Source organism: Pseudoduganella sp. HUAS MS19 (assembly GCF_053615455.1).
Window position 1 is genome coordinate 1767718 of record NZ_CM132133.1, and the last position, 20551, is coordinate 1788268.

General features: G+C 63.2%; 11 protein-coding genes. 6 read left to right on the forward strand and 5 right to left on the reverse strand.

From position 1 onward, the window contains the following. The first annotated feature begins 2 nt into the window (after nucleotides 1-2). The gene (locus ACWBU6_RS08225; protein ID WP_452648325.1) at nucleotides 3-1346 is read left to right on the forward strand and encodes an ATP-binding protein; all 1344 of its coding nucleotides are present in this window, start codon (nucleotides 3-5) and stop codon (nucleotides 1344-1346) included. On the opposite strand, the gene ACWBU6_RS08230 is transcribed toward ACWBU6_RS08225, so the two are convergent. After that, nucleotides 1321-2955, reverse strand: a complete 1635-nt coding sequence (locus ACWBU6_RS08230; RefSeq protein WP_452648326.1) for an NAD(P)/FAD-dependent oxidoreductase — start codon at nucleotides 2953-2955, stop codon at nucleotides 1321-1323. The two genes, ACWBU6_RS08225 and ACWBU6_RS08230, sit on opposite strands and share 26 nt — an antisense overlap. Before the next feature lie 237 nt (nucleotides 2956-3192). On the opposite strand from ACWBU6_RS08230, the gene ACWBU6_RS08235 reads away from it, so the two are divergent. Then, nucleotides 3193-5985 carry a TonB-dependent receptor gene (locus ACWBU6_RS08235; protein ID WP_452648327.1) on the forward strand — a complete coding sequence of 931 codons (2793 nt, stop codon included), beginning with the start codon at nucleotides 3193-3195 and terminating at the stop codon, nucleotides 5983-5985. Between the two features lie 132 nt (nucleotides 5986-6117). Here the strand turns inward: ACWBU6_RS08235 and ACWBU6_RS08240 are convergent, their stop codons facing one another. Next, nucleotides 6118-6843, reverse strand: a complete 726-nt coding sequence (locus tag ACWBU6_RS08240) for a 16S rRNA (uracil(1498)-N(3))-methyltransferase (protein WP_452648328.1) — start codon at nucleotides 6841-6843, stop codon at nucleotides 6118-6120. Nucleotides 6844-6969: 126 nt separating this feature from the next. On the opposite strand from ACWBU6_RS08240, the gene tkt reads away from it, so the two are divergent. From tkt to ACWBU6_RS08255, 3 genes are all read left to right on the forward strand, one after another. Continuing rightward, the gene (tkt, locus tag ACWBU6_RS08245; protein WP_452648329.1) at nucleotides 6970-8961 is read left to right on the forward strand and encodes a transketolase; all 1992 of its coding nucleotides are present in this window, start codon (nucleotides 6970-6972) and stop codon (nucleotides 8959-8961) included. 24 nt (nucleotides 8962-8985) lie between these two features. After that, nucleotides 8986-9996 (forward strand): type I glyceraldehyde-3-phosphate dehydrogenase, encoded by a 1011-nt coding sequence (gene gap, locus ACWBU6_RS08250; RefSeq protein WP_130315211.1) that lies wholly within the window; start codon nucleotides 8986-8988, stop codon nucleotides 9994-9996. 270 nt (nucleotides 9997-10266) lie between these two features. Continuing rightward, nucleotides 10267-13074 (forward strand): TonB-dependent receptor domain-containing protein, encoded by a 2808-nt coding sequence (locus tag ACWBU6_RS08255; protein WP_452648330.1) that lies wholly within the window; start codon nucleotides 10267-10269, stop codon nucleotides 13072-13074. Between the two features lie 16 nt (nucleotides 13075-13090). Here the strand turns inward: ACWBU6_RS08255 and ACWBU6_RS08260 are convergent, their stop codons facing one another. Next, entirely contained in the window at nucleotides 13091-14059 is a 969-nt protein-coding gene (locus ACWBU6_RS08260; protein ID WP_452648331.1) for a helix-turn-helix transcriptional regulator, read from the reverse strand. 92 nt (nucleotides 14060-14151) lie between these two features. Between ACWBU6_RS08260 and ACWBU6_RS08265 the strand changes: the two genes are divergently transcribed. After that, nucleotides 14152-14730: a glutathione S-transferase family protein gene (locus ACWBU6_RS08265; RefSeq protein WP_452648332.1), complete on the forward strand. Its 579-nt coding sequence runs from the start codon at nucleotides 14152-14154 to the stop codon at nucleotides 14728-14730. On the opposite strand, the gene ACWBU6_RS08270 is transcribed toward ACWBU6_RS08265, so the two are convergent. After that, nucleotides 14731-17595, reverse strand: coding sequence for a TonB-dependent receptor plug domain-containing protein (locus ACWBU6_RS08270; protein WP_452648333.1), 2865 nt, complete (start codon nucleotides 17593-17595; stop codon nucleotides 14731-14733). Between the two features lie 135 nt (nucleotides 17596-17730). After that, nucleotides 17731-20460: a bifunctional [glutamate--ammonia ligase]-adenylyl-L-tyrosine phosphorylase/[glutamate--ammonia-ligase] adenylyltransferase gene (gene glnE, locus ACWBU6_RS08275; RefSeq protein WP_452648334.1), complete on the reverse strand. Its 2730-nt coding sequence runs from the start codon at nucleotides 20458-20460 to the stop codon at nucleotides 17731-17733. Nucleotides 20461-20551 lie beyond the last annotated feature (91 nt).

Consider the following 20551-nt stretch of genomic DNA (forward strand, 5'->3'; position numbering starts at 1 on the left):
TCATGGAATTATTCGACGCCAACGACGCGCGCACCCTGGCCGAAGCGGCGTTGCGCTCGATTACAGATTCCACCGCGCGTGCGCGCGGCGACCAGTTCTTCCGCGTGCTGGTGCGCGACCTGGCGGCGGCACTGGATGTGACCTATGTGATCGCTGGCCGCGTGATACGCATGCCGGACGGGCAGGAGGGCATCCGCACCCTGGCGGTGTGGGGCGGCGAGGAGTTCCTGCCCAATATGGAATACAGCCTGGAGCACACGCCCTGCCATAACGTGACCGACCAGACCATGTGCTTCCACGGCTGCGGCATCCAGCAGGATTACCCGCTCGATACCCTGCTGGTGGACATGAAGGCGGAAAGCTATGTCGGCATGCCGATGGTCGATACCGAGGGCAAGACACTGGGCATCCTGTCAGCCATCGACACCAGGCCGATAGACGAGAACAAGCGCTTGCTGGCGCTGTCGCTGCTGTCGATCTTCGCCGCGCGCGCAGCGGCCGAGCTGCAGCACCAGGACCGCGAGCACCTGCTGGAAGAGAAGGTCTCGCGCCGCACGGAAGCCTTGCGCGCGGCCCAGGCCAGCCTGGTGGAGCAGGAAAAGCTGGCGGCCTTGGGTTCGCTGGTGGCAGGCGTGGCGCATGAGGTGAACACGCCGGTGGGCGTGGCGCTGACGGCGGCATCGGCCATGAGCAGCTATACGGCGCAGCTGGTGCAGGCCTTGGAAGCGCCCAAGGTAAGCCGCTCCGACCTGGTCAACCTGGCATCGCGCCTGAACGATGCCGCGGCACTGATCGAGCAGAACCTGCACCGCGCGGCTGCCCTGATCGGCAACTTCAAGCAGTTGGCGGTGGACCAGGGCACCGAGCATGTCAGTACGCTGGCGCTGAAAGACTATGTGCAGGGCGTGGTGTCGGCGCACAGCCCGGAGCTGCGCAAGGCCGGCATCAAGGTCGAAGTGGAGATCGACCCCCTGATGCGGCCGCGCCTGCCGCCCGGGAAGTTTTCGCAGGTGTTGTCCAACCTGTTGATGAATGCCGCGCGCCACGCTTATCCCGACGGCAAGGGCGGCACGGTCACGGTGCGTGCCAGCGAGGGCGAGGGCTGGCTGGAAATGGACTTCATCGACCAAGGTGTCGGCCTGGCGCCCGGCGTGCGGGAAAGGATCTACGAACCTTTCTTCACCACCAAGCGCGGGCAGGGCGGCTCAGGGCTGGGCATGCACATCGTCTACACCATCATGCAGCAGATGGGCGGCGCGGTGGAAGTGCACAGCAAGCCCGGGCAGGGCTGCCGCTTCCAGCTGCGCATGCCATTCGAAGTCAAGTCTTGTCTGCCGCCTGCATAGACAGCGCAACGGCTTCCGCCACCTTGATGCCATCCACGCCGGCCGACAGGATGCCGCCGGCATAGCCTGCGCCTTCGCCGGCCGGGAACAGGCCGCGCGTGTTCAGGCTTTGCAGGTCGTCGTTATTGCGCTTGATGCGGATCGGCGACGAGGTGCGGGTTTCCAGGCCGGTCAGCACGGCGTCGTGCTTGAAGTAGCCCTTGACCTGCTTGTCGAAGGCCGGGAAGGCTTCGCGCAGGGCCACTACCGCGTATTCCGGCAGGATGGTGGCCAGGTCGGTCCAGGTGATGCCGGGCTTGAACGACGGCACCACTGCGCCGACATCGCTGGAGGCGCGTCCCGCCACGAAGTCGCCCATCAACTGGCCCGGCGCATTGTAATTGGAGCCGCCCAATACATAGGCTTTCTCTTCCAGGCGGCGCTGCAGTTCGATGCCCGCCAGCGGGTGGCCCGGGTAATCTTCCTCCGGGCTGATCGACACCACGATGGCGCTATTGGCGTTGCGTTCGGCGCGCGAGTATTGCGACATGCCGTTGGTGACCACGCGGCCCGGCTCGGACGCCGCTGCCACCACCGTGCCCCCGGGGCACATGCAGAAGCTGTACACCGCACGGCCATTGCTGGCGTGGTGCACCAGCTTGTAGTCGGCCGCACCGAGGATGGGGTGGCCGGCATTCGGGCCGAAGCGGCACTGGTCGATCAGCGATTGCGGGTGCTCGACGCGGAAGCCGATCGAGAACGGCTTGGCCTCGACATAGACGCCGCGCTGGTACAAGGTTTCAAATGTGTCGCGCGAGCTGTGTCCGATAGCCAGCACCACGTGGCTGGTCTCGATGTATTCACCGCTGGCCAGGTGCAGGCCGCGCACCTGGCGCACGCCGTTCTCCTGGCGGATGTCGAAGTCGGTCACGCGCTGCTCGAAACGGATTTCGCCGCCCAGGGCGGTGATTTCTTCGCGCATGTTTTCCACCATCTTTACCAGGCGGAAAGTGCCGATGTGCGGCTTGCTGACGTAGATGATTTCTTCCGGTGCGCCGGATTTGACGAACTCGGTCAACACCTTGCGGCCATAGTGTTTGGGGTCGCTGATCTGGCTGTACAGCTTGCCGTCCGAGAAGGTGCCGGCCCCGCCTTCGCCGAACTGCACATTCGATTCGGGGTTCAGCACGCGCTTGCGCCAGAAGCCGAAAGTATCCTTGGTGCGTTCGCGCACGGTCTTGCCGCGCTCGAGGATGATGGGCTTCAGGCCCATCTGTGCCAGGATCAGCGCGGCAAACAGGCCGCACGGACCCATGCCGATGACCACCGGGCGCGGCTGCTTGCCATCGGCGTTGACGCCATGCGCCACGAACTTGTAGGCCATGTCCGGCGAAACCATCAGGTGCTTGTCATCGGCGCGCCGGGCCAGGATGCCGGCATCGTCCGTGGTCTCCACGTCCACCGAATAGATCAGCGAAATATTCGTCTTCTTGCGCGCATCGTAGCTGCGTTTGTAGACGGTAAATCCCAGCATCTGCTGCGGCGAAATCTTCAGGCGGGCCAGGATGGCCGCGGCCAGTTCCGGTTCCTCGTGGTTGAGAGGGAGCTTGATTTCATTCAGTCGCAACATGGTGGTCTTTCTCTAAAGGATGGGGCGCGCAACGGGCCCAAAGGCGACATTTTACCTGCTTCGTCCTGATTGGAGTGGTGTTGGTTGCACGCCATAAGGCTTTGCCGATTCGCGGCTGCCTTCCTGGCGACTCCGGCACAATCCCGATTTTTCATTATTCATTGCTGAATTGACATGCTCTGATGAATACGCCGCACCCGCGGCGAGCACAAAAAACAGAGAGTCAAAGAGGAAACGATGATGAAAGAAACCATCCTGTCGCGTTCAGTGCGACTGATGTTCATGGCCGGCCTGGGCGTTGCAGCCCTGCCGGCCATGGCTGAGGAGAACATCCAGCGGGTCGAGATTACCGGTTCGGCAGTCAAGCGCGTGGCCGTGGAAGGCGCGCTGCCGGTGCAGACCCTTTCCAAGGCGCAGATCGAACAGACCGGCGCCACCACCGTGGCCGACCTGGTGGCCACGCTGCCGTCGATGCAGGGCTTTGTCACGTCGGCCGCGTCGATCAACGGCGGCGGCGGCGGCGTGCAAACGGCATCGGTGCATGCCATTGGCACCGGCTACACGCTGGTGCTGCTGAACGGCCGCCGCATTGCGCCTTACAGCTCGGGCTCGGCGGTCAACCTGGCCTCGATCCCGCTGTCGGCGGTCGAGCGGGTCGAGATCCTGACCGACGGCGCCTCCGCGCTGTACGGTTCCGACGCGATTGCCGGCGTGGTCAACTTCATCTTGAAGAAGAACCAGACCGATGCCAACATCGAGCTGACCTACAACCGCCCGACCAAGGGCAGCGCAGGCGCTACCTCGAATGTCGCCATCTCCAAGGGCTTCGGCGAACTGGAGACCGATGGCTTCAACGTACTGCTGGCCTACAGCCACGACACCCAGAAAGAGCTGAACGCCAGCGACCGCCGCTTCGCAGCGCCCGGCGGCGTGCATGCGTTCAGCGAAGGCGGCCAGCGCTACTCGCTGTACCAGGTGTCGGCCAATTCGATCCCGGGCAACGTCAATGCGCGCACCAGCAGCGGCAATGTCCTGTTCAATCCAAGCCTGATCAACACCGGCGCCTGCGGTGCGCCGAATACCTTCAAGGTCGGCGACCGCTGCATGTACAACTATGGCGCCGTGGTCGAGCTGCTGCCGGAACTGAAGCGCGACGGCCTGTTCGCGTCCACCAACATCAAGCTCAATGCCGACTGGACCTTCTTTGCCGAAGGCCTGTATTCGAAGTTCACCAGCACGGCGCGCTATGCGCCGCCGGCCCAGCCGCTGTCGCTGGACATCAATTCCTCACTGTACCAGGCTAACGTGGTGCCGGCTCTGGTCAAGCTGGGTGTGGACCCGGCGACCGTCAACTCCGCCACCATGAGCCTGCGCCTGGTCGATGCCGGCGGCCGTACCGACGACTGGAAGACTGAAGCGAAGCACCTGGCCTTCGGCGCCGAAGGGCGCCTGGGCGGCTGGGACCTGCATGCGTCCTACACCCATTCGGAAACCATGGCGGAAGACCATGCGGTATCGGGCTACACCAGCAGCGACAAGCTCGATGTCCTGATGGCCTCCGGCACCTACAACCCTTTCATCGTGCCGACCGCGGAAACCCGCGCGGCACTGGCTTCGGCCGTGCTGCGGCAGAAGCTGGATGAAACCAAATCGAAAATCGACGTGGTGAACCTGCGCGGCTCGCGTTCCGTATTCGATGCGCCGGGCGGCTCGGCCATGCTGGCGCTGGGCGGCGACTTCCTGCGCCAGAAATACGTCTACGATCCGAGCGCGATCACGATGGGCGCCAACAGCCTGCAGCCTGACTTCACCGACAGTCCGATCGGCGGCATCTCGGGCGCATTGCCGACCGACGCTTCGCGCAAGAACTGGGGCGCGTTCGCCGAACTGGTGGTGCCGGTAATGAAAGGGCTGGAGCTGACCGGCGACGTGCGCTACGACAGCTACGATGCGGTGAAGGACAGGATGAACTTCGACAGCACCGGCCGGCTGGTGGCGCCGGCGATCAAGGGCAATGAGGCCAGCAAGACCACCTATAAACTGGCTGCGGCATGGCGTCCCACCGATTCGGTGCTGGTGCGGGGCTCCTACGGCACTGGCTTCAAGGCGCCGGTGCTGACCGATATTACCGACCCACTGCAAACCGGCGGCTCGTCCAATGCCCACCCCTGCCCGATCACTTCCGGCCCGTTGCTGCCGCTGTGTAACGGCAACTCGGAATATAACCTGCTCAACGGCGGCAACCCGTACTCCGGCGCTGCCGGCCTGAAGCCGGAAACGTCGAAGCAGGCTTCGGTCGGCCTGCGTGTGGAGGCGAGCAGGGCGCTGTCGATCGGCTTCGACTTCTGGGACGTGAAGATCAAGGACCAGATCTCCACCTTGCCGGAAAACGAGGTGTTCAACAATCCGGCCAAGTATATGGGCTTGTTCGTGTCCTACTACGACCCGATCCAGAAGCAGAACACGTTGGCCGCTTCGCTGACGCCGTTCAACCTGGCCCAGTCGCACTACCAGGGCATCGACTGGGACCACACGTACAAGCTGGGCAAGCTGTCGTTCAACTGGACCGGCACCTATATGAAGAAGGCCGATTTCCAGACGCTGGCGACCGACCCGGTCGAGAACAGCGTGGGACGCTTCGATTCGTACAACTCGGTGACCTTCCGCTGGATCAGCAAGGTGGTGGCGAGCTGGAAGCAGTCGGATGTGCTGACCCATTCGCTGACCGGGGTGTACAAGTCGGGCTACCAGGATATGCCGATCAGCGCAGGCAACCAGGCGGTGCAGGATGCGGCGGGCAATTTTGTGGCCCTGAACCGCAAAGTGGACGATTACCTGGTGTGGGACTGGCAGACGCGCTATCGCTTCAATGCGAACCTGACCCTGACTGGCGGGATCAAGAACCTGTTCGACCGGGAACCGCCGTTCTCGCAGCGTATTGCTGGCGGCGGCAACCAGATGGGGTTTGATGCGCGGTATACCGATCCGCTGGGGCGGCAGCTGTATCTGGTGGGCAGTTACAAATTCTGATCAGACCCAAGGGTCCGACCCTAACCCTGCGGCGGTTGGCTGACGGGGTCTGACCCTGCGGGTCTGACCCTAACTCCGTGGCGGTTGCGCCGACAGGGTCTGACCCTGTGGGTCAGCCCCCGGTTTACCGGTTTAAATCCCGCCCCAGGCCGCAGCAAGTATCGACACCGCCGCCAGCGCCGCAGTTTCGGTACGCAGCACGCGTGGCCCGATCGACAAGGGCAGGGCGCCATGCCGCAAAGCCTCAGCCTCCTCCTCATCGGAAAAGCCGCCCTCCGGCCCGACCATGATGCTGAGCGCCTGCGCCGGCTGGTGCCTTGCCCAATCGGCCAGCGATGCCGTGGCGCGCGGGGTCAGGATCACGCGCTTGTGCAAGTCCTGCCGCGAAATCCAGTCGCGAAACTCCAGCGGCGCCGCCACCGTGGCCAGGCGGTTGCGCCCGCACTGTTCCGATGCCGACACCACGATCCCATTCCAGTGCTCCAGCTTCTTTTCCGCCCGCTCCGCCGACAGCCGCACCACGCAGCGCCGCGCCGCCAGCGGCTGGATGCCGGCCACGCCCAGTTCCACCGCCTTCTCGATAATCCAGTCCATTTTCGTCCCTTCCGGCAGGGCCTGGGCCAGGGTTACGGCAAACGGCAGCTCCGCTTCGCGCGGATCGAACAGCTTGATCTCCGCCCAGGCTTTTTTCTTTTGCACTTCTGTCAACACTGCCGTATACTCGCCGCCATCGCCGTTGAACAGGGTCAGCGTGTCGCCCGGCTCCATGCGCACCACATTGATATGGTGGGCAACATCGGCTGGCAGCTCCAGTTGCTGGCCTGCGGCAAGGGGCTGTGGCACGTGGAAACGGGGCATATGGTCACTTCGGAAAGGTTGAAATGCACCAATTTTAAGCGCTGGGGTCACGCTCTGGTAAAATATCGGGTTCCTAAGGCGGCGCCTGCCGCAGTGCACCAAATACTCAACCTTCCTCGATATACGATGAAAACTTCGCTCCCCTTCACCAAGATGGCCAACGCAATCCGTGCGCTGGCAATGGACGCTGTGCAGAAGGCCAACTCCGGCCACCCAGGCATGCCAATGGGCATGGCCGAGATTGCCGTAGCACTGTGGAGCGGTCATCACCGCCACAACCCGACCAACCCTGCCTGGGTCAACCGCGACCGCTTCCTGCTGTCCAACGGCCACGGCTCGATGCTGCACTACGCGCTGCTGCACCTGTCGGGTTACGACCTGCCGATGGAAGAGATCAAGAACTTCCGCCAGCTGCATTCCAAGACCCCGGGCCACCCTGAAGTCGGCTACACCCCGGGCGTGGAAACCACCACCGGCCCGCTGGGCCAGGGCATCGCCAACGCGGTCGGCATGGCGCTGGCTGAATGGCTGCTGGCTTCCGAATTCAACAAGCCTGGCTTCGACGTGGTCGACCACTACACCTACGCCTTCATCGGCGACGGCTGCCTGATGGAAGGCATCTCGCACGAGGTGTGCTCGCTGGCCGGCACCCTGGGCCTGAAAAAGCTGATCGCCCTGTACGACGACAACGGCATCTCCATCGACGGCAAGGTTGAAGGCTGGTTCACCGACGACACCCCTAAGCGTTTCGAATCCTACGGCTGGAACGTAATCAAGAACGTGGACGGCCACGACGTTGCTGCGCTGTCGGCCGCCATCGAACAAGCCAAGAAATCCGACAAGCCGACCCTGGTCTGCTGCAAAACCATCATCGGCAAGGGCTCGCCGAACCTGCAAGGCGGCGACAAGGTGCACGGCGCACCGCTGGGCGACAAGGAAATCGCCGCAGTGCGCGAGTACATCTCCTGGGGCGCCGAGCCATTCGACATCCCGCACGATGTGAAGGAAGCGTGGGACTTCAAGGAACAGGGCGAGAAATTCGAAGCCAGCTGGAACGAAATGTTCGCCAAGTACGCTGCCCAGTACCCGGCCGAAGCTGCTGAACTGACCCGCCGCATGAAAGGCGAATTGCCAGGCAATTTCCAGGCTACCCTGGACGCCGCCATCGCCGCCTGCGTCGAGAAGAAAGAAACCATCGCCACCCGCAAGGCATCGCAGAACGCGATCCAGGCACTGGCGCCAGTGCTGCCTGAATTCCTGGGCGGCTCGGCCGACCTGACCGGCTCCAACCTGACCAACTGGAAGGAATGCATCGCGGTCCGTTCCGGCGTGCCGGGCAACCACATCAACTACGGCGTGCGCGAGTTCGGCATGTCCGCCATCATGAACGGCGTCGCCCTGCATGGCGGCTACATCCCGTTCGGCGCGACCTTCCTGACCTTCGCCGACTACAGCCGCAACGCCCTGCGTATGGCCGCGCTGATGAAGCAGCGTTCCCTGTTCGTGTTCACCCACGACTCGATCGGCCTGGGCGAAGACGGCCCGACCCACCAGTCGGTGGAACACGTGTCCTCGCTGCGCCTGATCCCTAACCTGGACAACTGGCGTCCTGCCGACACCGTCGAATCGATGGTGGCATGGGGTGAATCCGTGAAGCGTGCCGACGGCCCGTCGACCCTGATCTTCTCGCGCCAGAACCTGCCGTTCATCGAGCGTTCGGCCGAAGTCCTGGCCAACGTCGCCAAGGGCGGCTACGTGCTGTCCGACGAAGCCGGCGCCAAGGCCATCCTGATCGCCACCGGTTCCGAAGTGGAACTGGCCATGAAAGCCGCCGCCGAACTGAAGGCAGCCGGTACCCCGGTTCGCGTGGTTTCCATGCCGTCGACCGACGTGTTCGACCGCCAGGACGCAGCCTACAAGGCATCCGTGCTGACCAAGGGCCTGCCACGCGTGGCGATCGAAGCGGGCGTCACCGCGTTCTGGTACAAGTATGTTGGCCTGGAAGGCGCCGTGGTCGGTATCGACACCTTCGGCGAATCGGCGCCGGCCGGCGTGCTGTTCAAGCACTTCGGCTTCACCGTCGACAATGTCGTGGCTAAAGTCAAAGCAGTCATCTAATTTCTATCATCAGGAGTAAACAGCATGACGATCAAAGTAGCAATCAACGGTTATGGCCGTATCGGCCGCAATGTCCTGCGCGCTTTCTACGAAGGCGGCAAAAAGCAGGACATCCAGATTGTGGCGATTAACGACCTGGGCAACGCCGAGTCGAACGCCCACCTGACCCGCTACGACACCGCCCACGGCAAGTTCCCGGGCACCGTGACGGTGGAAGGCGACAACATGATCGTGAACGGCGACAAGATCCGCGTATTCGCGCAGCGCAACCCGGCTGAAATCCCATGGGGCGAGCTGGGCGTGGACGTGGTGCTGGAGTGCACCGGTTTCTTCACCACCAAGGAAAAAGCGTCGGCCCACCTGAAAGGCGGCGCCAAGAAAGTGATCATCTCCGCACCAGGCGGCAAGGACGTTGACGCGACCGTCGTATACGGCGTGAACCACGGCGTGCTGAAAGCTTCGGACACCGTGATCTCGAACGCATCCTGCACCACCAACTGCCTGGCCCCGCTGGTCAAGCCGCTGAACGACGCGATCGGCCTGGAAACCGGCCTGATGACCACCGTGCACGCTTACACCAACGACCAGGTGCTGACCGACGTGATGCACGAAGACCTGCGCCGCGCCCGTTCCGCCACCCAGTCCATGATCCCGACCAAGACCGGCGCTGCTGCCGCGGTTGGCCTGGTGCTGCCGGAACTGAACGGCAAGCTGGACGGTTACGCCATCCGCGTTCCGACCATCAACGTCTCGATCGTCGACCTTTCCTTCATCGCCAAGCGCGACACCACTGTTGAAGAAATCAACAAGATCATGAAGGAAGCTTCGGAAGGCGCACTGAAGGGCGTGCTGACCTACAACACCGAGCCGCTGGTCTCCGTGGACTTCAACCACAACCCGGCTTCGTCGAATTTCGACGCCACCCTGACCAAGGTGTCGGGCAAGCTGGTGAAGGTATCGTCCTGGTACGACAACGAGTGGGGCTTCAGCAACCGCATGCTGGACACCACCGTGGCACTGATGAACGCCAAATAAGCGGCTGACCGCTGAAAAAGGAAGGGCGCCCGAGGGCGCCCTTTTCTTTGCCGAAGCGCGCCGTCGAGGCGACTCTTTGTCGTCAAAACGTAAGTTTGTGTATAGACTATCTTTCATTATGCCAAACTTCGTTGTCATTTTCCAACAAACTCACACAATATTGCTTTTGTGCTAAACATTCTCTTCTAAAAACAGTTGCCCGATGGCAGACTCCCACGGTGCCGCCTCAAAACGGTGCACACATATAAATAAGCATCTAGGGAGAATGTGTTGAACAAGCAATTTGTTTTGAAGCGCAGCGTAGTCGCAGTCGCGCTTACCCTGGCAGGCTCGCAGTTTGCGTTCGCGCAAACTGACGCAACCGTCCAGCCAGCTGTCCAAAAAGTCATCGTGACCGGCTCGCACATCAAACGCGGCATCAATGAGCAGACCGCATCGCCGGTCCAGGTGCTGGGCCGTGAAGAAATCAAGGCCATGGGGGCCTCCACCGTCAAGGACATCGTCGATACCCTGACTGCCAATACCGGCGACCTGAGCGACCTTACCAGCGGCAATTCGTTCTCGTCGGGCGCAACCGGCCTGTCGCTGCGCAACCTGGGCAAGGGCTCGACCCTGACCCTGCTGAACGGCCGCCGTGTGTCGAACTTCGGTACCGCCGATGGCGGCCAGCAAACCTTCGTCAACATCGACTCGATTCCATCCGAAGTGATCGAGCGCGTCGAAGTGCTGCTGGACGGCGCCTCGGCAATTTACGGCTCGGACGCCGTTGCCGGCGTGGTCAACATCATCACGAAGAAGGAATTCAATGGCCTGACCCTGCGCGCCGGCGTGCGCCAGTCGCTGGTCAAGAGCGAACTGGATCGTGACCAGACCGCATCCGTCACCTGGGGCCTGGGCGACTTCAATTCGCAGGGCTGGAACGTATTCAACCACCTGGAACTGTTCCACCGTACCCCGTACGACGACCGCGCCATCAAGAGCCGCCTGCCGGACTGGTATATCACCCACGTCAGCCCTACCTTCGGCGTGAAGTCGACTTACTCGACCCCGGGTAACTACTTCGGCAGATACCCGAATCCATACCCGGCCGATCCTTCGCTGGCCGGCAGGTCGATCGCCACCGCGGCACCAGGCTGCGCGCCTGAACTGCTGGAAGACGGTCTGTGCAAATTCGACCAGTGGGCCCGCGTCGGCGCGCACGCCGAAGCAGACCGCGCCAACTTCATGTCTTCGGGCCGCCTGAAGATCGACGACAACCTGCAGGCGTTCGCTGAAATCACACTGTCGGACACCAAGACCACCTTCTACAACGCGCCGGCTATCATGCAATACACTGGCACGCCATCGCGCTGGTTCAACGCCAGGACCCGCCAGCTCGAGTCCTTCACCGAGCCAATGCTGCCGGCGGGCCACCCGTACAACCCGTACAGCTTCCCGATCCAGCTGCGCTACCGCTATGCTGATTCGGTTGAAATGTACAAGAACGAAGCGCACGCTCGCCAATATCGCGTCATGGCCGGCCTGGAAGGCACCCACTTCGGTTGGGACTGGAACAGCGCGATCGGCACCATGGCCAACACTTCGGATGCGGAAGGCCGCGGTAACAAGCATGCGAAGAATTACCTGGCTGCCGTCCTGAGCGGCGAATACAAGTTCGGCCAGGTGAACAGCGATGAACTGCTGCGTCGCATGTTCCCGAGCACCAGCTTCAACGGCAAGTCGAAGCAAAGCTTCATCGACCTGCGCGCATCGCGCGAACTGATGCAACTGCCAGGCGGTCCGATGCAGCTGGCCGTTGGCGCGGAATACCGCCGCGACAGTTTCGACTCCTGGGTCAGCGAAAACATCGCCAATGCGGAGATCGTCGGCTACGGCTCGATCAATGTGACTGGCGGCCGCAATATGTATGCTGCGTACACCGAGCTGTCGGCGCCGGTCATCAAGGACCTGGAGCTGAGCGGCGCGCTGCGTGTGGACAAGGTCGGCAAGACCGATGCGAACGTTGTGCCGAAGTTCAGCGCGCGCTACCAGCTGCATCCAAGCCTGATGGTGCGCGGTACCTTCTCGCACGGCTTCCGTGCGCCGAATGCCGCGGAAACTGGCAAGGTGGCGCTGTCCGCCTTCCAGAACCGCATCCAGGATCCGAAGCGTTGCGCCACCGCGACCCAGCTGTACAACGAACTGTTGAAGGGTAATGCGGTCGACAAGGCCGATGCGATTCGTGCCCGCGACGCAGGCTGCTCGGCCAGCGCCGCAGTCGACATCGCCGGCAACCCGGACCTGGATCCGGAAAAGTCGAAGAGCGTGAACGGCGGCGTGGTCTGGCAGCCGACCCAGGACCTGTCCATGAGCCTGGACTACTATCGTATCGAGCGCCGCAATGAGATCGGCACCCTCGACATCGACCAGATCCTGGCTCAGGAAGACCTGAACCCGGGCTTCGTCAACCGCCTGCCTGTCACGGATGACGACCGCAATATGTCGCAGCGCGTCTTCGAACTGTCGGGCAAGCGCATCGAACATACCACCGGTCCGATGTCGGCTATCTCGATGGCTTACCAGAACCTGAACCGCACCAAGGTGTCCGGCCTGGACTTCGAGCTGAACCACCAGATCAACCTGGGTACCTACGGCAAGTTCCGCAACACCGTGCGCGCGAACTACCAGCTCGACTACCGCGGCTGGGATACCGTCGAGAACGACTTTACGGAGAATCTGGCTGGCCTGTACGGCAACCCACGTTACACCGTGCGCGCCACCTCCAACTGGAACAACGGCCCTTGGAAAGCCGGCGGCGCCATGACCTACCGTCCTGGCACCCAGTTGATCACCAACAAGTACGACGAGAACAACACTGCGGAAGGTTGCGAAGCACGTGATATCCCAGCCGATTATTGCCGCATCAAGAAGGACGTGGTCTTCGACGCGAACTTCGGCTACACCGGCATCAAGGATCTCGGCATCTACGTCAATGTGGACAACGTGTTCAACCGCCAGTCTGTCGTCAACGTGCGTACCACCGGCCTGCCGCTGCGCGGCCGCGTACTGCGCCTGTCGGCCGAGTACAAGTTCTGGTAATAACCGGTTGGCGTAGCTAACCTGCGAGGCGCGCCAAGCGGCGCGCCTCTTCTTTTATGGCCTCGCGCAATTGTTCCGGGCCTTCGATGGTGAAGTCGAAGTTCCAGGAAGCCAGGACGCGCGCGAACCAGCTGTAGCTGGTAGTGGTCGTCTTCAGCCTTACTCCGCCTTCCGCTTCGGCCAGCGGACCGATATAGCGTCCCACTTCGCGCGCGGCACTGGCCAGGTCGGTGTGCAGCAGCACTTGTACCGGCAGGGGCCGCGGCAAGGTCGCCATGGCGTGCTGCAATTGCGCGGCAGCGTCAAAGCTGTCCGGCTTATCGAATACGGCGCCGGTTTCGGCTACCTCCGCGATGCGGTCGAGGCGGAACGAGCGGATCGCCAGCCGCAAGCGGCACATACCCACCACATACCAGCGCGTATGGCTGAATACCAGGCCGTACGGATCGAATTCGCGCTGCATGGATTCGCCATCCTGCGGCGTGTAGCGGAAGCGCACGCGGTGCTGGGTCTGTGCCGCCAGCGCCAGCGCCGTCAGCTCGCCGGTCAGGGCGGGGCGGGCGGTGCCGGAATAGGCCCAGCGCTGTTCCGGCGTGTCGAGGACCGCAGTCTCGCGCAGTGCCTGTACGCTGCCTTGCAGTGCCGGCGGCATGACCCGTTCCAGCTTGGCCTGGGCGCTGGCCACCGAGGGCGCGGTATCGGCCAGGCGCAGCGAGCGCACCGCCATCAGGCCCAATGCCACGGCGGACGCTTCGTCGTTGGTGAACATCAGCGGCGGCAGCTTGAAGCCGGGCACCAGCATATAGCCGCCATAGCGGCCTCGCTCGGCGGTGATCGGGATCCCCAGCTCTTCCAGCATGGCGATGTAGCGGCGCAGCGTGCGGCGGTCGATGCCGAGGCGCTCGGACATTTCGGCGCCTGAAATCTGCCGCTGGCTTTGCAGCAGTTCGAGGATGGAGAGGGCTTTGATGGCGGGTTTCGACATGATGATGCCATCATGGCATGAAATCAGGGCGGATATTGTCCTATATTGGTCGGACAATGCTGCATCCCCAACAAAAACAATGAGGCATACACATGGAAACCATCCTGTACCACGGCGCACCGCACGGTTGTGCATTCGGCGTAATCGTTGCCCTCGAGTGGCTGTGCCGGCCGTACCGGCTGGTCCAGGCCGACCTGCCCGGCTTGCCGGTGCCGGTGCTGCAGGCGGGCGGCAAGCTGCTGCGTGATTGCCGCAGCATCCTGCGCCATATCGGCCAGCAGCGCCGCTACCTGCTGGGCTACCGCGCCGGCACGGCGGAGGCGCGCAAGCTCGATACGCTGCTGGACTACCTGCATGAAAGTTTTGATGGCGGCCCGGCGCGCATGGCGCTGGCATGTTCCGCACTGGATGAAGTTCTGGCCAGCCAGGAGTGGCTCGATGGCTGCAAACGAACGGTGGCGGATGCCTGCCTGGTGGCGGTGGTGCGCTGGGCGCAGCGCGAAGCGGGGCTGGAGCTGGCGGCTTACCCGGCATTGCAGCGCCATGTGACGGAGCTGCACGCCGACCCGGCCGTGTTCTTCGCCGATGCCATCGAAACGCAGCGGCCGGCCGTGAGCAGCGGCCGCTACCTGGGCAGCGCGTCGGCCGATGCGCTGCCCATGGCTGCCTGATCAGAAGAAGCGGTACTCTGCCGTCAGGCGGATGCGGCGGCCGGCCACGTCGTCCAGGTTTTGCGGGATGATGCCCCCGCCATCGCGGTTGACGGCTTTCAGGTCAAGCGGCGGGCGCTGGTCGAACAGGTTGCGGATGTTGACCGACAACGTCAGGTTCTTGATGCCGGTATAGGTGAAATTGTAGTCCCAGCGCACTTCGGAACCTACGCGGCATACACCCGCATCCCATTCGTTCGCTTCGCAAGCTTGCTTGGTGTACTCCTCGTCGAAGTAGTCGCCCTGCAGCTTTTGCGGGCTGAAAAACACCGCGCGCAGGCTGTTGGTGTAGGCGCCCGTGGTCAGCGCCGCCATCAGGTTGGCGCTGAACTTGGAGTAGCCATAGCGGCCGGCCAGGTTGTCGCCCCAGCTGCCGCCATTGCGCGTCGGTGCAAAGTTGCGCAAGTCGATCAGGTAGGTGGCGTTGCCATTGATGTCGAGGCGGCCCACCGGCACCGTAAAGCGCGACGCCAGACCCAGGTCGACGCCGCTGGTCTTGGTCTTCGACACGTTCTCGAACATGCCGTTGGTGGAAGCCAGCGGGCCGGCAGTCACCCCGTAGGTCGTCCGTTCGGCAGCGGTGAAAGTCGTGTCCTGTGCCAGCGGAAGACGCGTAATCGTGCCTGCCGGAAGGGAGTCTTCTGCCGACAGCAGCTCAGAGGTGTTCTTCAATCCGATCTCGTTCTTGCGCTCGATGCGGAAGTAGTCGAATGCGACCGACGTGCCTTTCACCGGCTCCAGCACGAAGCCCAGGGTCGCGCTGTGCGAAGTTTCCGGCTTCAGGTTGGGGTTGTTGCGCACGATGGATGCCACGCCGGCCGCGCATTCGTTGCCTTCCACAGTGTCGGCGCGCGCCAGCAGCAGCGCTACGTTCGGATCGCTGGGCGGCAGCGCATCGGCCTGGGTGCGCAGATCGCTGGCCAGGGCTTGCGCCTGGTCGCAGCGCTTCGGATCGGTGACGCCATTATCGAAGGCGAACTTGCTCGATTGGGCGCTCTCGGTCAGGTTCGGTGCGCGGAAGCCCGATTCCACGGTCGCCCGCAGCAGGAAGGATTCGGCAGCTTGCCAGCGCGCCGCCACCTTGGGCGAGAAGCGCCCGGCAAAGCCGGGGAATTTGTCGTAGCGCGCGGCGCCGATCAGCTCCAGCTTCTCCAGTACCGGAAGGCTGATTTCGGCGAACAGCGACTCGTTGGTGCGGCTGGCATTGGCTGCCGATGCGCCGTTGCTGACGATATCGCCCGCCAGCAGGTTGGCGGTCGGCATGATGCGGATTTTTTCATGCCGCACGTCGCCGCCGACGGCGACACTGACCGGGCGGTTGCCGATGCTGCCGACCTGGCCGTTCGCCTTCAGGTCGATGAAGGTCTGGGTGATCTTGCCGTCGTAGCCGTTTTCCGGGAACAGCCTGGCGATCACATCGGGCGAGTTGATCTGGCCCAGCTTGTACTCGCGGTTGAAGAAGTCCGGATCAGGGAAGTCGGCGGGATCGCGGTCTTCGCCAATGACCTGCCTGAAACCGCTGACACTGAAGAAGCCGCCGCGGCTGCGGTCCTTGGTCTTGCCGCCCATCACGCCCAGCGCCGCTTCCCAATCCCATTTGCTGGCCAGCGTGCCTTTGATGCCGGCCAGCGCGCGGTACTGGTCGCTGGTCGACTTGCGGTAGGACGGGTCGTCGGCGAAGCGGTAGCGCAGCTCGAGTTCCTCGCCGCTGGTGTTGAGTGGATGGGTGGCCGGCAGGCCGCGATAGAAGAACTGGCGCTGCTGGCCTGTGCTTGGGTCACCCCATACAGCCACCGGATTGGTCGAGCCATAGGTGGCGAAAGCACCGCCGTAGTCGGTGGTGGTGTGCGAGTACAGCACTTCGGCAAACGTTTCGGTGCTGTCGTTGATCTTGAAGCGGCCCGAGATCAGGCTGTTGACACGTTCGGCGCCTGGCTGGGCCTGGAAGCGGCTGAAGCGGTCATAGACGCACAGCCCGCCGGCATTCAGGGTGGCGCAGCCGGGCAGCGGTCCCTGGCCGATCAGGTTGCCGGGGAAACTGAAGGTCGATGGCAGGCCGCGGTTGCCGAACATCTGGCCGCTCTTTGGCGCCAGCGCGCCGAAGTAATCGCCATAGCGATGGTTGATGTCGTCCACGATTTCGCGCCAGAACACGCCGTTGCGCTTGTAATACTCGACGTTGGCCAGGACATTGAAGCGGTCGGTGTCGAGGTCGCCCATGCCGCCGGTCACGCTGACGGTGCCGTTGCGTATCATTTGCTGCTCGACGGAGCGGGTGAAGCTGCCGCTGGCCGTCAGGCCGCGGAAGTCGGAACGGGTGATGACGTTGATCACGCCGGCCACGGCGTCCGAACCGTAGATGGCCGAGCCGCCATTGCGCAGGATTTCGACCCGCTCCACCGCATCGAGCGGCAGCGAGTCGAGGTTGGTGAACACTTCGTTATAGTCGGCCAGCGGATACGGGGCCACGCGGCGCGAGTTCAGCAGCACCAGGGTCGACTGCTTGCCGAGGGCGCGCAGCGACACGGACGAGGCGCCGCCGGCAAAGGAATTGCTGCCGCCGGCATCGGTCAGGGCCGAGCGGTCGGACGAGGTCAGGGTGTCCATCAATTCCTTGACCGAACTGACGCCGAGCCGCTTGATGTCCTGCTGGCGGATGACTTGCACCGGTTGCGAGGTTTCCGACTCGATGCGGGCGATGTTCGAGCCGGTCACGATCACTTTCGGGATCGGCTTGTCGGCGGCTTCCTGGGCCAGCAGGAAAGGCGATACAGGCAGGGTCAACGCTACTGCGATGACACTGCGTTTCGGCAGGATTCGCTTCACTATGTTTTCTCCCATTGTTAGCACGCATGAGGCTCGTGCCTGTTTTGCACGGCCGGCTGGCTTCAATCTAGTGATACAAAATTACTAGATCAATAACTTTGTGGGAAAAACAGCGAATTTACGGCGATTTTCCGCTCAAGGCGTGGCGCGGAAAATACGTTCCCACAGTTTCCGCACGTTTTGGGCGTGTTGTGCCGCCTTCTCCGGCGGCACGCGCGACTGGTCCTGGCCTTGCAGGCGCAGCTGGTGCTGCCATTTGCGCATATCGCGGTAGGCGTCGGCGACGTCGCCCGCCAGTGCCGCGTCCACCAGGCCCAGTTTGCCGGCCAGGTGCAGCAGGGCGATATTGCCGATATTGCCAGTCAGTTCCGGGTATTGGGCCGAGTATTGCAGCACCAGGTATTGCACGATGAATTCGATATCGATCATGCCGCCCTCGTCCTGCTTGAGGTCGAACAGTTCGCTACGGTTGGGGCGGGCGTCGCGCATCTTCTGGCGCATGGCCAGCACTTCCTGTTTCAGCGCGGCGGCATCGGGGCGGGCCTGGCGCAGCACTTGGCAGCGGATCTGCTCGAAGCGCTGGCCGATGGCGGCGTCGCCGGCGCAGAAGCGGGCGCGGGTCAGGGCCTGGTGTTCCCATAGCCAGGCCGCGCCCTGCTGGTATTTTTCAAAGGAGCCGACGCTGGAGACCAGCATGCCGCTGGCGCCGTCCGGGCGCAGCGCAGTGTCGATGTCGAACAGGATGCCGGCCGGGGTATGCGAGGTCATCCAGGTGATGAAACGCTGCGCCAATTTGGCGTACAGGCCGGGCGCGTCCTGGTCTTCATCGTCGAACAGGAAGATCACGTCAAGGTCGGAGACATAGCCGAGCTCCTTGCCGCCCAGCTTGCCATATGCGATGACGGCGAACTTGGGCACGTCCAGGTGGCGCTTGGCGACCGTTTGCCAGGCCGCTTTCACCACGGCTGCCACGATCACATCGGCCAGGGCCGACAGGTGGTCGGCCAGCTTTTCCACTGTCAGCGAACCGGCCAGGTCTTGCGCCAGCAGGTGGAACAACTGGGCGTGGTGCACTTCGCGCAGGATGTCGAGCTGGCGTTCCGTGTCGCCGGCGGCGGTGGCCAGCTGGCGCTCGAGTTCGGCCGCTACGGCTAGCGGGTCGAAAGTCGCACTGAGGATACGGTCATCCAGCAACTCGTCCAGCAGGATCGGATGCTGGGTCAGGAATTTGGCGGCCCAGCCGCTGGCATGCATCATGGTGATCACGCGTTCCAGCGTGTGCGGGTATTCGGTCAGCAGCGACAGGTAGGAAGAGCGGCGCGAGATCGCTTCCAGGAAGTCGAGCAGCCGGCCCAGTGTGCCGAGCTTGCTGCCTGCACTGTTGCGCTCGGCGGCACGAGCGATCTGCGGCAGGGCGGCGTTGACCAGGGCTACCAGCCGCTGGCGGCTGGCATCGGGCAGGGTGGCCAGCTTGGGCGCTTGCCAGGTGGCGATCAGGCGCCGGGCGGCGGCGGCCGGGTCTTCGTAGCCGAGGCTGGCAAAGCGCGCTTCGATCGCTTCCCGGTTGTCGGGATCGGCGCATTCATTGCTGGTGGCCGGATCGACATCTTCGCTGCCGTTGCCACTCTTATCGGCGAAGATGGCATCAAACTGCTCGGCGACGTACTGGCGGTGGGCGTCCATCCCGGCCAGCAGGGTGGCCACGTCAGGCAAGCCCATCATCTGCGCCACGGCCAGGCGGTCGGCCTCGTTCGGCGGCAGGGTATGGGTCTGGGCGTCGTCGATATACTGCAGGCGGTGTTCCAGGTTGCGCAGGAAGGTGTAGGCCTCCAGCAGGCGCGCCACCACGTCGGCGCCCAGCAAGCCTTTTTCCGGCAATTGGCGCAGGGTGGCGCGTGTGGAACGGCCGCGCAGTTCGGGGTCGCGCCCGCCGCGGATGAGCTGGAAGACCTGGGCCAGGAATTCGATTTCGCGGATGCCGCCGCGGCCCAGTTTGACGTTGTGGCTGCGCTCGGGGTGCAGCCTTTCCTGGCGCGCCACTTCGGCGCGGATCTGGGCGTGCATGGAGCGGATGGCATCGATCACGCCGAAATCGAGGTAGCGGCGGAAGCAGAAGGGGCGCACGATGGCGTCCAGCGCCGCGATGTCTTCGGGCCGGCCGGTGACGGCGCGCGCCTTGACCCAGGCGTAGCGCTCCCACTCGCGGCCTTGCACGATCAGGTAGTTCTCCACCATGCCCAGGCTGGCGGCCAGCGGGCCGGAAGCGCCGTTCGGGCGCAGCGCCATGTCGACGCGGAAGGTAAAGCCGTCTTCCGTGATTTCGGAAATGGCGGCAATCAGCTGCTTGCCCAGGCGTACGAAGTACTCGTGGTTGGAAAGCTGGCGCTGGCCGGGAGCGGCAGCGGTTTCGCCGTCTTCCGGATAGACGAAGATCAGGTCGATGTCGGACGACACGTTCAGCTCGCCGCCACCGCCTTTGCCCATCGACAGCACCATCATGTGCTGCTCGCTACCCGAATCGGCGCCAAGCGGCACGCCGTGGGCCGCGCGCATGGCGGCATCGAGCTGCGCCAGGTGCGTGCGGATCACGAAGTCGGCCAGCCTGGTCATGGTCGTTACCACCTCGTCCAGGTCAGCCTTGCCCTCCAGGTCGCGCCGGATCAGGGTGGCCAGCACCAGGTTGCGCAGGCGGCGCATGCCGCGCGCCAGCGGCAGCTCTCCCTGTTCGCTTGCCAAAACATCGGCAAAGTTGAGCGAGGCAAGCGATAATTGCGCTAAAGCATCTATTTTGGCCTGGCGGGAGGGATCGGCAGCCAGCCAGCGCTGGTAAAAGCGGGATGCGGAAACGAGTGCGGAAGTGCTCATTGACAGATGTTAGAGAGTGTAAAAAGCCTGCAAAACCGTGCCTATTGGAACATAGTTTAACGGGGCGGTGCGGTAAAATGCTGTATTGATA